The sequence below is a fragment of the Tenacibaculum crassostreae genome (assembly GCF_964512405.1).
GTDB classification, from domain to species: Bacteria; Bacteroidota; Bacteroidia; order Flavobacteriales; family Flavobacteriaceae; genus Polaribacter; species Polaribacter crassostreae.
In genome coordinates this window covers 86,509-99,720 of record NZ_CAZELE010000005.1, presented here as the reverse complement: position 1 = coordinate 99,720, position 13,212 = coordinate 86,509, and the positions used below count along the sequence as shown (strand labels likewise).

At 29.4% G+C, this 13,212-nt stretch carries 15 protein-coding genes; 3 read left to right on the top strand and 12 right to left on the bottom strand.

Annotated elements, in window-relative coordinates:
- Positions 1 to 342: 342 nt before the first annotated feature.
- From ACKTST_RS05835 to ACKTST_RS05780, 12 genes are all read right to left on the bottom strand, one after another.
- Positions 343 to 1,122, bottom strand: a complete 780-nt coding sequence (locus ACKTST_RS05835) for a LytR/AlgR family response regulator transcription factor (protein WP_408046809.1) — start codon at positions 1,120 to 1,122, stop codon at positions 343 to 345.
- Positions 1,119 to 2,168, bottom strand: a complete 1,050-nt coding sequence (locus ACKTST_RS05830) for a sensor histidine kinase (protein ID WP_408046808.1) — start codon at positions 2,166 to 2,168, stop codon at positions 1,119 to 1,121. Before ACKTST_RS05830 ends, ACKTST_RS05835 begins: the two co-directional genes overlap by 4 nt.
- A gap of 66 nt (positions 2,169 to 2,234) precedes the next feature.
- Positions 2,235 to 2,975, bottom strand: coding sequence for a hypothetical protein (locus tag ACKTST_RS05825; protein WP_408046807.1), 741 nt, complete (start codon positions 2,973 to 2,975; stop codon positions 2,235 to 2,237).
- A 19-nt stretch (positions 2,976 to 2,994) separates the two neighbouring features.
- Positions 2,995 to 3,738, bottom strand: a complete 744-nt coding sequence (locus ACKTST_RS05820) for a hypothetical protein (RefSeq protein WP_408046806.1) — start codon at positions 3,736 to 3,738, stop codon at positions 2,995 to 2,997.
- A 308-nt stretch (positions 3,739 to 4,046) separates the two neighbouring features.
- Complete coding sequence (locus tag ACKTST_RS05815; protein ID WP_408046805.1) at positions 4,047 to 4,442, bottom strand: DoxX family protein; 396 nt, start codon at positions 4,440 to 4,442, stop codon at positions 4,047 to 4,049.
- Positions 4,443 to 4,472: 30 nt separating this feature from the next.
- Complete coding sequence (locus tag ACKTST_RS05810; RefSeq protein ID WP_408046804.1) at positions 4,473 to 5,699, bottom strand: OmpA family protein; 1,227 nt, start codon at positions 5,697 to 5,699, stop codon at positions 4,473 to 4,475.
- 160 nt (positions 5,700 to 5,859) lie between these two features.
- Positions 5,860 to 6,540, bottom strand: coding sequence for a CPBP family intramembrane glutamic endopeptidase (locus ACKTST_RS05805; protein WP_408046803.1), 681 nt, complete (start codon positions 6,538 to 6,540; stop codon positions 5,860 to 5,862).
- Positions 6,533 to 6,865: a YbjQ family protein gene (locus ACKTST_RS05800; RefSeq protein ID WP_408046802.1), complete on the bottom strand. Its 333-nt coding sequence runs from the start codon at positions 6,863 to 6,865 to the stop codon at positions 6,533 to 6,535. Before ACKTST_RS05800 ends, ACKTST_RS05805 begins: the two co-directional genes overlap by 8 nt.
- 5 nt (positions 6,866 to 6,870) lie before the next feature.
- On the bottom strand, positions 6,871 to 8,187 hold the full coding sequence (locus ACKTST_RS05795; protein WP_408046801.1) for a S41 family peptidase: 1,317 nt from the start codon (positions 8,185 to 8,187) through the stop codon (positions 6,871 to 6,873).
- A gap of 108 nt (positions 8,188 to 8,295) precedes the next feature.
- Positions 8,296 to 8,997: a LytR/AlgR family response regulator transcription factor gene (locus ACKTST_RS05790; RefSeq protein WP_408046800.1), complete on the bottom strand. Its 702-nt coding sequence runs from the start codon at positions 8,995 to 8,997 to the stop codon at positions 8,296 to 8,298.
- Positions 8,997 to 10,010 carry a sensor histidine kinase gene (locus ACKTST_RS05785; RefSeq protein WP_408046799.1) on the bottom strand — a complete coding sequence of 338 codons (1,014 nt, stop codon included), beginning with the start codon at positions 10,008 to 10,010 and terminating at the stop codon, positions 8,997 to 8,999. The genes ACKTST_RS05790 and ACKTST_RS05785 overlap by 1 nt, the downstream gene beginning before the upstream one ends.
- Before the next feature lie 125 nt (positions 10,011 to 10,135).
- Positions 10,136 to 10,501: a hypothetical protein gene (locus tag ACKTST_RS05780; protein WP_408046798.1), complete on the bottom strand. Its 366-nt coding sequence runs from the start codon at positions 10,499 to 10,501 to the stop codon at positions 10,136 to 10,138.
- A 123-nt stretch (positions 10,502 to 10,624) separates the two neighbouring features.
- On the opposite strand from ACKTST_RS05780, the gene ACKTST_RS05775 reads away from it, so the two are divergent.
- Genes ACKTST_RS05775 through nrfH form a run of 3 tightly spaced genes read left to right on the top strand, consistent with a single transcriptional unit; the run spans position 10,625 to position 13,211 of the window.
- Positions 10,625 to 11,863, top strand: a complete 1,239-nt coding sequence (locus ACKTST_RS05775) for an alginate export family protein (RefSeq protein WP_408046797.1) — start codon at positions 10,625 to 10,627, stop codon at positions 11,861 to 11,863.
- A 3-nt stretch (positions 11,864 to 11,866) separates the two neighbouring features.
- On the top strand, positions 11,867 to 12,589 hold the full coding sequence (ric, locus tag ACKTST_RS05770) for an iron-sulfur cluster repair di-iron protein (protein ID WP_408046796.1): 723 nt from the start codon (positions 11,867 to 11,869) through the stop codon (positions 12,587 to 12,589).
- 25 nt (positions 12,590 to 12,614) lie between these two features.
- Positions 12,615 to 13,211, top strand: coding sequence for a cytochrome c nitrite reductase small subunit (gene nrfH, locus ACKTST_RS05765; RefSeq protein WP_408046795.1), 597 nt, complete (start codon positions 12,615 to 12,617; stop codon positions 13,209 to 13,211).
- The last annotated feature ends 1 nt before the right edge of the window (position 13,212 follow it).

The window sequence follows — 13,212 nt, the reverse complement described above, 5'->3', positions numbered from 1 at the left end:
TTAATCTCACTTTTATGTCAATGCTATCTTTTGATTTTTCTTAAACCTTAATACTTCTAGGTTTTATGTAAACAGATAAGAAATATGATATAAAAAAGTTAAGTTATTAGTGCTAATGTCTTTTTGCGGTTTTTATTTTATCTTTTTCTCTAAAAAATCAAACAAAAGAAAACAAAATCTTACACCACTACTCCACCTCAAAACACTACAAATACTGATTTTACTGGGTAAATTACTTTCTGTATCGGCAAATAATTTTATAGAGGTCAGTAGATAATTTTTTCTATTTCACCCACAAAAAACTCTTTTTTCAACACTTAAATAAGTTTAAGTATTGATGTATTATACCCCCAACCATACATTAAAAGCCGCTGTTTTACTTTGACTCGTTTTTAAAATATGATTTTGTGATTGCAAAGAAATGGAAACTGTATTTTTGTTATATCGAGCTATTTTTTTTATAAAATTTCGATTTACAAATTCACTTCTATTAATTTTAAAAAACATATTCGTATCTATTACATCTTCAACTTCTTTTAAAGAAGTCTGATTTAACATATGTCTTTTATCATTTGAATCATAAGCGTAAATAACTCCATAGTCTGCTCTAAAAAAAGCAATATCTATTATTTTTAAAAAATAAATTTCTTGTGCTAATTTTATTGGAAGAAATTCTTTTTTGCTTGTGGTTTCTAAATTCTTTTTTTGATAATACCTTTCTAATTTTTGAATGATATTTATATCATTTTCTATAAATCTATTCTTTAAAGAGTCGTACTTTATCCAAGCTTTATGAAATCGTTCAAAAGAAAATGGTTTTAAGAGATATTCTATACCATTTGTTTCAAATGCATCCATCCAAAATTGATTGTAAGCAGTAGTAAATATAATAGGACAATTAATTGTAAATGAGCTGTATACTTCAAAAACATTTCCATCTCTTAATTCAATATCAGAGAAAATTAAATCAATATCAGTTTTATTATTGTTAAAAAAAAACAAAGTTTCTTCAACTGTTTCAAGTTCTTGAACAATTTCAATAGATCTCCCTGTTTTCTCTATGTAGCTTTTTAGTTTTTTTCTTGCAGGAGCTTCGTCTTCTATAAGTAGAACTTTTATCATTTTTGATGCGTTTTAATTAAAGGTAAATACACTGTAAAGTTTTCTGCTGTTTCATCAATATCTATAGTTTTGTTGGCAAGCAATTCAAATTGTTTTGATAAATTTTTTAATGCTACACCATTGCCTTTTTTCTTCCTGTTTAGTTTTACTTTATTGTTAGTAACCTTAATTTTATTTTCAAATGAAACGTTTATAATCACAGGTTTTTCTATAGTTCCTAAATTATGAGTAATGGCATTCTCTATTAAAACTTGTAAACAAAATGGAGGAACAATAACTTTAGATGTTTGTGTAGAATTTTTAACGATTAATTGGTAATATCCTTTGTATTTTTCTTCCATCAAATAGAAATAATTTTGTGCAAATTCTAATTCTTCTTGAATAGAAATCAATTCTTTATTAGAGTTTTTTAGAGTATACCGATATAGTTCAGAAAACTTTGCCAAAAAGCTAGATGCTTTTTCTTTATCCTCTTCAATTAATTGATCCAAAATGTTTAAATTATTAAATAAAAAGTGTGGATTTAATTGAGATTGTAGTTGCTGTATTTTGCTTTTTGCATCACTTATTTCAAAATCGTTTAAACGCTTTTTATAATTTCTATTTTCTTTTGCATATAAATAAGCCAAAGTTATTCCAGCAAATATTATAAAATCTATAATCTGATTGAATACTTTATAGGTTATTTGATATGATGAACCATAATTTCTTGAAATATTTCCAAAAGCAAGAGAAACACTCAATCCTAAAATATTACTTAAAAATAAATACCCTATTAAACCTATACCAAAATACCTTATGTATTTTAATTGAGTAGGGATTTTTTGTGCTTGTTTACGTTCTATTCTTTCCTTGATAAAATTTATTAAGAAAAAAATAAAAAGAGCATATAAAAATAGCCAAAATGGAGCATCTGTATGAAAAACAAAATCTTTCCATGAACTCGCTAAGCTTAATTTGTTTTTTAATGTTAGTATTAAACTAAAAACAAATAAGCTAAAAACGAACGTTTTATTTTTTTTGATTGAATTGATTATTATACTCATAAGTTTTATTCTGATTTACATTTACAGTCAAGAAAAAAATCTCAACTGTAAATATAAACTTCTCTGTTATTTCGTAGGCCAAGAACCGATTATATTTCCTTTTTTATCATAAGATTCTAATCTCACATAATTGTCTTTGTCTACACAGAATTTTGCTCTTATGTTCCCTTTTTTATCAAACAAGAATAAACCATTTTGACCTCCTGGTATCTGACCCAAAGCAACTCTTTTTACTGAACCAAACATTCCTTTTTCTTGGTATTCTTTATATTTTATTCTTCGTTCTTTTCTATCTGCTATGCTTTTTAATTCATTAACAATTTGCATCATATTTTCCTTTGTTTCATTATCTCCTCTATCATTAAAAACTAAATATCCAGCTTTTTGTCTTTTACCATTTTTCTCTATGTCAGTAGTTAATAATTGTATTACTTGGTCTCCGTTGTATTGATCAAAAGTTAAAGATATTCCTGCTTCATGACCGTTTTTAGTTTTGGCACCATCATAAATGAATCCACCACTTTCCATTCCTTCTTCATTAAAGAAAATCATTCCAGCTCTTTTTTTACGTTTATGATACTTTCTGTTATTTATTGAATCTCCTTCACTAGGAAAATGGTTTTCATTAGTAATCACCATTTTTACAGTGCCATCTGATTCAACTACATTGATGCGTTCTACATCTATGGTACCAAATTTTTGATTCCCAGTACTTTTAAATGCTGAAGATACTAGTACTGTCATTACTGTGATTGCACAGATAGTAAACGTTCTTAGAATTGCTATTTCTGTTTTTATTTTTTTCATCATATAAGTTTAAAGCATTTTACTTTGGCCAAGTGCTAACTACCTTTCCTTTTTCATCGTAGGCTTCTAACTTTACATTATTATTTTTATCTATGTAAAAATTAGCTCTTCTCCTTCCTTCTTTGTCAAATAAAAACAAACCATTGTTCTTACTTCCTGTTTGACCAAGGTAAATTCTTGGTGCTCCACCTAAAAGTCCTTTATCTATATATTCTTGACGCTTTTTTCTTCTTAATTTTCGGTCTTTAATAGCGTCTAGTTCCTTGTGAATTTTACTAATACCCAATTGCGTTTCTTTATCGGGTCTATCATTAAATATGAGTCCACCAGTCTTATACCTTTTTCCATTTCTTTTTTTATCGGTTGCTAATAGTTGCATTACCTGATCTCCATCATATTGATCAAAAGATAAAGACATACCAGCACTATGTCCATCTTTTGTTTTGGTACCATCGTAAATAAACCCTCCACATTCAATACCATCTTCATTAAAGAAAAGCATTCCTGAACGTTTTTTTCTATCTTCGTTTACAGGTCTGTTGTTTATGGTATCTTTTCCATTTGGAAACTGTTGCACGTTGGTAATCACCATTTTTACGGTACCATCTTTTTCAACAATATTGATGCGTTCTACATCTATGGTTCCAAATTTTTGATTGTTTGTTCCGTTTTTAAATGCTACGGTTACAAATGCTGTCATCAATCCAATTGTACAAATAGCAAAGACTCTTAAAATCTGTAATTCTTTTTTTAAATTTTTCATTCTATTATGATTTTATAATTATTTCCTCAAAAGTATTGTGAAAGAAAAGGTTATAAAATAAGTTTCTAATGAATGCAGGAGTTTTAAAAATTAACTAAGGAAATAAACAAATAAAATAATTTTAATTAAAATCGATTTCAATCAAAATCTTAAAATTAGGATAATGAACTACCTCGACGCAAGCATACGAGGTATCAAGCGGAAAAAACTTTATTTTTAGTTTGATGAAAACCTTAGGTTTTCAAACTTTCCTCTTCACCACCGATGCAAGCATCGGGGAATTCTATTGATTAAAAAGTAAAGTTTTTCTATTTAATCACTTTTATTAAGAAAGAAAGTAATACACAAATTAACAAAAAACTATATTCTACTCCATTTCTTCCATCCCCTACAACGTACCAACCTTCTTTAAAATGCACTAAAATAATGCCAGTAAAAAGTATTAAAATTGTTATAATCGAAGCCCATTTCATATATATATTTAAAGCTATGGATATTGCACATAAAATATGAGATAATTTTACTGCCCATGCAATATATACACCAAAAGGAGCAAATCCTATCTGATTTAAATACAAATTACCAAAATCATATATACCTCCATTAAGTATTCCAGGAATACTGTGCGTTAAAAGAATAATAGATATAGCTAAACGTAGTGTAAAATCATTACTAACTATTGTTTTATAATTTCTTATACCCATAATCGTTAATATTTAGTTGTAATAATTATTTTATTTTTTAAGAATAAAAACAACACGCCTATTATTTGCTTTTTCTTCCGGGGTACTGTTAGTATTAAGGGGTTCACTTTCTCCTTTTCCTAGTATAGTTAAACGTGTAGGGGCTATTCCCATTGCTACCAAGGCATTTTTTACCGATTTAGCACGATTTTGAGATAGTATAAGGTTGTTTTTTTCTTCTCCATCACTATCTGTATGTCCTACAATTTCAAATTTCCAATCAGGATTGTCTATGAGCATATTTTTTATTCTTTTCAAAACGCCGTTAGATGCTGGTTTTAGTTTGGCTTTACCGGTATTGAATAAAATTCCGTTAGTCACAAAACGTCCGTCTGTAATAATTTGTTTATATGACGAATTTCCGCCTTGTGCTATTTTAATTGCTTTAATTGCCATAGCAATACTTTTTTGGTTTCCAAAATCATCTTCTTGAATGGTTATTCCTGTAGGTAACACTCCTAATTTTGGAAGGTTCAACATTTTTAATTCATCAAAATATAACTGAAATAATCCCTTACCGTTTATAACGATAGCAACATGATGCCATTCTATATAATTATTAAAGTTTTTAAGATTAATTTTTCGTCCAAAATCTCCCATTTTAACTTCTAAAACTTCTCCGTCTTTTTGAATTATAATCTCTCTAAGTTTTGATGCTTTAAAAGATTCCTTGTAAGCATCAAAATAATCAGCTTTATCCCAAAGTTTAATCCTATACTTATTAGAAACATATCTCGTCCAAAATTTTTCTCCACAATAAATATCCAATTCAATAGTGGTCCTTTTAGAAAAATCCAAGTTTGAGATTAAAGGAAATACACTTGTATCGTCGTTAAGTAAAAAGGCTTTTTCATTATTTAGACGCGCTATTTCTGCGCTTCCTAAATTGATATCCCATCGCGCTGGAAATGCACCGTATTCATCATCTTTAAATGTGTCAAAAAACACAACATTATTACTTGGGACAAAATCATAATTTGTCCATAATTCTAACTGTTTACCTGTGTTTTGTTTTTTAGTTTCCTTTTTTTCAGTTGGGGATTTTTTGTCTTTTGGCGTTTTTTTGATGGAGTCTTTTTTAGGTGTTAAAACCTCGTTTACTTTTTTCTCAATTTTATTTTCAACTTTTTGTTTTATTTTTTTCCAAAATTGTGCTTCTCCTTTTTGTGAAAATGTTATTAGTAATAAAGTGATTAATACAGTTCTAATTTTATTCATAGTTTTTAATTTTTTTATTTGTAAATCTGAAAATGATTTTTGATAGAAATATAAAAAGATAATGCCCTTAAACTTGATAAAGTAGATGAACACTAAAAATGAACAACCAAAAATAAATTTCTAGCTGATTAATAATGTTTTACTTACTGCTTTTATTATATCATATCATAGACATCGTATTCATAGCACAATGTGCAATAATTACTGGCCATAAATTTCTATCGAGCTTCACATAGACAATGCCCATAATTATTCCGATTAGAGCCACAGAAATTGAGCGCTCTGAAATATCATACGAATGTCTAAAGCCCCAAATACACGCCTGAACTATAATAGCAATGGCTGTTCTAAACTTTACATTAGAAAACAAACCTTCAACCCAAGTGATTAAAAAACCTCTTTCTAGCAATTCTTCAAGAGCTGATTGCAGCCAAACAAAAAGAATTACCGAAAAGAAATATCCATAATCTCCATTACGTAACGAATACCCAGTATTTGTTCCTTGTGCAGCTTCACTACTCTCTTTAACTATAGATAACGAATCTTGTATCACATTAAAAATGAGTAATGTGGCTATAATAGTGATAAAGATAACTACCGAACTTAAAAGGGTCTTCTTGATACTTTTGGGGCGAATTAAACCTAAATTTTTCCAAGTTACACCTCGTCTTTTCATCATTAAAGTAGCGACTACTAAAGTAGTACCTGAATACAAAAAGCCTGTAACCAAATAATGTGTGTTTGGTATTGAGGTTTCTCGAATTAAAAACATTATAGTTATGTAAATAATTAAATCTATTGCATAACCTTTCCTGTTTGATGTTTGAACTGTATTATTCATTATTACATATATTTTCTAGTTTAACAGCTGTACCATAAACAAAAACTTCTGAAGCTGCTTGAACAACCATTGCTATTGAGAATCGAATATTAACCACAGCATCAGCGTTTATGCTTTTAGCTTCTAAGACTAAACGTTCTATAGCTTGTTCTCTTGACAAGTTTAACAGTTTTGTATATTCATCAAGCTCTCCTCCTACTGCATTTTTAAGTAGAGCGATTGCATCTCTCCCTATATTTCTTGCTCGTACTGAGCTTCCTTTTACAATGCCTAAAACTTCTTTAATTTCTTTATTAGGAATCTGCTCTGTTGTTGTTACAATCATACTTATTAATTTTTGTTTTTCTTATAAACATCTGATCTACCATACACATTTTTGGTAGTTAACTCTACTTCACCTTTTTTAATAGAAAATATCATTCTAACATCTGTAAGTTCTCCATACTGAAAAGCAAATTGATTTATTGGAGTCAGTTTTAATTTTTCATCATTTCCACTTTGATAATATAATGTGTCGTCTTCTAATAAAATGTTTATCCTACCATAAGTTCCTACATATTTTTTTAGGGCTGCGAGAGGAACTTTCACAGGTGATTTAACCGCATTTAATGTTTCTATATGCCATGTATAATATTCTTTTCTAAAAGGATCTTTATTAACCGTGTTTAAAGAATCTAAAGCTTTTAATTGTGCTTCAACTAAAGCTGCTTTTTCAGTAGTTTTTATATGCGGAATCACTCCTACGCCTTCCCAATTTGTTTTAGTAATTGGATTGATGGCTCTACCTGTGGGAGTCCAAACTTTAAAATTCTCGTTTATTTGAAATGATTCTCCAGGATGTGCTCCTCCACCAGTAGTTTCTCCTACTAGTATTGCTCGTTTTAAATGTTTTAAATCATATGAAAATTCTTCAGCAGCAGAAAAAGTACTGCTACCCGTTAATATATATAATTGCACATTTGGTAGCCTTTTTCCTGGAACGTAGGGTAAGGTCCAATACTGACTATATTTATCTTCTACTCTATTGTAAAATGTGTTTAAATGAACTGGTTCATCATCAACAAAATAACTAGCAATTAGCTGAACCATTTGTGGATATCCGCCTCCATTGTTCCTCAAATCAAGTATAATGGCACCTGTATTTTGTAAAAAACTTAGTGCAGCAATAACGGTTTCACCAGCATGCTTAGGATCTCGAAATCCTTTAAAATCTATATACCCTATATTTCCGTCTAAGATTTTAACTTCTTTGAACAAGAAATTATCTCGCTTTTCCATGGCTACCATCTGTTGTTCAAACTTTTTTCGTTGTTCTGCAGTTATTTCTTTTGCTCCTCGTTGACTTTTTGGACTATAGAAAACTCGTAGATGTTTATCATTAGTTATGGATTGTAAATCTTTTGTAAGTTTTTCGGCTAATTGTTTTGGATTCTCAAACGAATGGTAAACACCACTTTTTAAATGTTTGTTTAAGAGCTTAGTCATTTGAGTAGCTTTATCAGGAAAAACATATTTTTCTTTTAATAAATTAGTTACCTGACTTATGATTTCTTTGAGTTCCTTTTTAGAAAGTTTTTTTGAATTGTTTTGCGAATAAGTAGCTAGTGTACTAAAACAGATAGCTATTAAAATAAGTATTCTAATCATTGATGTATGTTTTTGTATACATCAAAATTGAATAAACTCACCAAGTTTTTAAAATGAAATAGACAGTTATAGAAAATAAATAGACGTTTGCGTAGATTTTGTCTATTACTAAAAATCAGATTTGATAAATTTTAAAAAGTCTTCTTTATACTTTTCTGAAACGGGAATGTATTTATCTCCAAAAACAATGCGGTTACGCTCTATAGTTGTTATTTTTTTTAAGTTTACTATAAACGAACGATGCACACGCATAAACTGACTTTTAGGCAATTCGTCTTCTAGAGATTTCATGCTTTTTAGGGTAAGAATTGGTTTTTCGGAAGTAACAGTATAAAACTTTAAATAATCTTTAAGTCCTTCTACATAAATCAAATCTTTTAAGTCAATCTTGATTAATTTGTAATCTGATTTTACAAAAATATAATCATCAATTCCCACTTGATTAACTCCTTGCAAAATTTGCTGTTTGGCTTTATTGGCGGCTGTAAGAAACTCAGGATAACTTATGGGTTTTACTAAATAATCAATCGTATTTACTTTATAGCTTTCTACCGCAAATTCTTCAAATGCAGTCGTGAAAATAATTTTAGCCTTATTATTTTTTATCAGTTTGGAAAATTCCATCCCAGATAAATTAGGCATTTGAATATCTGTAAAAATTAAATCAACAACTTCTTTTTCTAGTATTTCTATCGCTGCGATAGCACTATTACATGTTGCTATCAGCTTTAAAAAAGGTGTTGCATTCACATAGTCTTCCAACAAATTAAGCGCTAAAGGCTCGTCATCAATTAAAATACAGGATAGCATTATTCTTTATAGTTAAGTGTTAGTTGTGCAATATAAGTATTGTTCTCTTCTTTAGTTATCAAACTAAACTTATTAGGATATAAAATAGCTAACCGCTTTTTTAAATTTTCTAATCCAATTCCAGAGTCAGTGATTTTTTCTTTTTCGGGAAATGATGAGTTGATTACCGAATATTTTAATTGTTTTTTTTCAATTTCTAAATCAATGGTGATGTAACTGTCTTTTATAGCATCAATACCATGTTTAAAGGCATTTTCAATAAAAGTAATTAATATGAGTGGAGCTATTTTTATCGGTTGATTAATTATGGGGAAGTTTTTTTCTAACCTTAGATTGGATGATACCCGTAATTGCATTAAATCGATATAACGTTCTAAAAATTCAATTTCTTTAACTAATGGGACTTTATTATTAGAAGCTTCATGTAATACATAACGCATCATTTTACTCATAGTGTGTATGGATTGTTTTGCTTTAATAGGAGATGTATCTATCAATGCGTATATATTATTAAGTGTATTAAACAAAAAATGCGGTTGTACTTGGTACTTTAAATACTTAATTTCTGCATTTAGCTGAGTTTGTTTTACTTCTTGTAGTAATAACTTATTTTTATTCAAATGTGCATTTACTTTTAAGCCCACGCACATACCTATACTTAAAATGATGGGTAAAATAACTTGAACGGTAGTCATCGCACCACTTCTAATTTCGCGTAATGGTTCTCCATTGAAAGATGGATGAAATATGGTATTCCCAATGATATATCCTATTAAAATATAGAGAACGACAACAAGAAGCACATTTAAAACATAAAATTGAAGTTTCTTATTTTTTAGAAAAAAACCATCTACTAACACAAAATAGTTTAGGTAAAAAGCCACCAAAATACTGGCTAATGACAACCAATTTCTATTAATAAGATATTGATCTGTTAAAGATGCCATTGGATATATAAACAATAACAACCATAAAAAGAAATGCAAGAAAATTTTCAAATACGTAACTTTCATTTTTAACATAAAAAAACTAAAATACTATAAAGAATATGAGTGTTATAACTTTATAGATGTTTTTTTGGCTTTTATAGAAGTTTGCTAGGTTTTTATCTACGATTGAAAGATATGAGCTAAGGCATTTATTTAAACTTATTGTCGGTTAATAGTTTCTTAATTCTATCAGATAAAGTAAAGGTATCGTTAGCAGAAAGCCTTAAGAAATATGAACAATAAAATAACACTACAAAAAATGCATCCCAACTTGTTGGAGTATCTAAAGCATCTACAATCATTATAATTTGAACGGTTAAAAACAAACCTAGTTTAAAGATAAACGATTTCACTTTTTTATAATATGCTTCTTCTTTAAGTTGTTCTGAGGCCCCGGCAATATAAAACTCAAAAAGTGAAGACAATGCTTTTAACGATTCTATACTTGGCTTCTCTCCACCTCGAATAGATAAATACACTAACTTTACTAGGGTAATTACTTTCTGTATCGGCAAATAGCTCACTTTTTCAACCCAAAATAACACTCTTTTAATTAAAAAGTAAAACATGACCTTTATCATGTTTTTTACTATATGAAATCAGGTAATTTGTGTAAAAATTAGGAAATACACAATATTATGAAAACATATAGAATTATTACAGCATTATTCTTTTTTGCTATTACATCAACATTTGCTCAATTAAGAATTGATGCAGAAGTACGTCCGCGTGCAGAGTACAGACATGGGTTCAAAACTCTTTTCCCTGACAATGCAGATCCAGCAATTTTTGTGTCCCAAAGAACACGATTAAATACAAGTTATTCAATCGAAAAATTGAATTTCTATGTCAGCCTTCAAGATGTTAGAATTTGGGGGGATGTGCCTCAACTTAACACAGCAGACAACAATGGCTTAAGTATACATCAAGCATGGGGAGAAATATTATTTGACCCTAATTGGTCAATAAAATTAGGACGACAAGAAGTAATTTATGACGATAGTAGAATATTTGGTAATGTAGGTTGGGCACAACAAGCTCGTAGCCACGATATGGCAATGCTTAAGTACAAAAAAGATGATTTTAAGTTTGATATTGGATTAGCTTTTAATCAATCTAGTGAAAATTTAACAGGTACTAATTTAACAACACCAAGAACATATAAAGCCATGCAATATGCTTGGTTACATAAAGATTGGAATGATTTCTCAGGAAGTTTTCTGTTTTTAAATAATGGTATGCAAACTCCTAATGGATTGAAATATAGTCAAACCATTGGTACACACTTAAAAACTAAAAAAGACAATTTTGATATTGCTGCTAATTTATTTTATCAATTTGGTAACGATGCTGTCAATAGAGATTTAAGTGCTTATTTATTAGGACTTGAAGCGAATTATAAAGTTTCAAAAACTACGAAGTTAGGTTTAGGTATTGAATTACAAAGTGGTAACGATTACAATACACCTGCTGATGAAAATAAAGCCTTCACACCGTTTTATGGAACAAACCACAAATTTAATGGACTTATGGATTATTTCTATGTAGGTAACCATATAAATAGTGTTGGTTTATTAGATATTTATGGTAAAGCAAATTTTAAATTAAATGCAAAATCTAGTTTAACAGCTTTTGTTCACAGTTTCTCAGCTGCTGCAGATATCAATGCTACTATTTCTAAGCAGTTAGGTACAGAATTAGATTTAGTATACGGATATAGTTTTACTAAAGAAATTAGTTTTAAAGCTGGATACTCTCACATGTTTGCTTCAGAAGGAATGGAAGTTTTAAAAGCAAATACTGATGACAACACCAACAATTGGGGTTGGGTAATGATTACAATCAAACCTACTTTATTCACAACTAAAAAGCAGTAAATTATGGTAATTTCAAACGAAAAAACTGTTGCAGATTATGTTACCGAAAACATTAAAACTGCTCACATTTTCAAAAAACACGGAATAGATTTTTGCTGTGGTGGAAATGTTACAATTCAAAAAGCTTGCGCTAAAAAAAATGTAAATCAAGAAATTTTAGAAAAAGAACTTTCAGAGGTTGATGAAGTTAAAGATTTAATTGAAGACTATGATAAATGGGCATTAGACTTTTTAATGATATATATTGAAAATGTACATCATACTTACGTAAGAGAAAGTTTACCATTAATATCTCAGTACGCAAACAAAGTAGCAAAAGTACATGGTCATCATTACGAAGAAGTTATTATTGTAAATCAATTATTTCATGAAGTAGCAAATGAACTACTGTCACATTTACAAAAAGAAGAGCAAGTTTTATTTCCGTATATAAAACAATTAGTTGACAGTAAAAAAGAAGGTAACACCTCTCCTACTCCTCCGTTTGGTTCGGTCAACAATCCTATAAAAATGATGGAGCACGAGCATGAAAATGCAGGAGACATTTTTAAGGAAATTTCAAGATTAACTAACAATTACACACCTCCAGCCGAGGCTTGTAATACTTTTAAAGCATTATATGCTAAACTAGAAGAGTTTGAGCAAGATTTACATCAACACATTCATTTAGAAAACAACATCTTACATCCAAAAGCTATTTCATTAGAAAAAGAAATGGTCGGTTAGAGGTAAGATTTAAATCATTAAAAACTTGAATTTTAAACGCGAAATATTACCAAATAAAAGATCTAGATGGAGAAGAGTTGCAATAATTTTAATAGGAATTGTAACTGGTCTAGGTTTTTTTATGGCAAAAGAAGCTTCATTAGTTTCTTATATGTCAGACGACCCGTTGGCATGTGTAAACTGCCACGTAATGACGCCTATGTATAATAGTTGGATGCATAGTTCGCATAGAGAACAAGCCTCTTGTAACGATTGTCATGTACCACACGACAATGTATTCAATAAATATTACTTTAAAGCTAAAGATGGTTTATTACACGCTTCTGTATTTACAGCTAGAGCAGAGCCAGAAGTAATGTTTATGCGAGAGGAATCGGAAGAAGTAGTACAAAACAACTGTATTAGATGTCATGTACAGCAAGTTACACAGGTAAAATATGATGGTTGGCTAAAAGATCATAAAGAAAGTAGAACTGAACGAAAGTGTTGGTCTTGTCACCAAGAACTACCACACGGTACAGTACATGGTTTATCAACCATTAAAAATAATATAGCACCTATACCTACCGATAATGTAGAGACGGTAATACCCGAATGGCTAAATCAACAAATACAAAAATAAC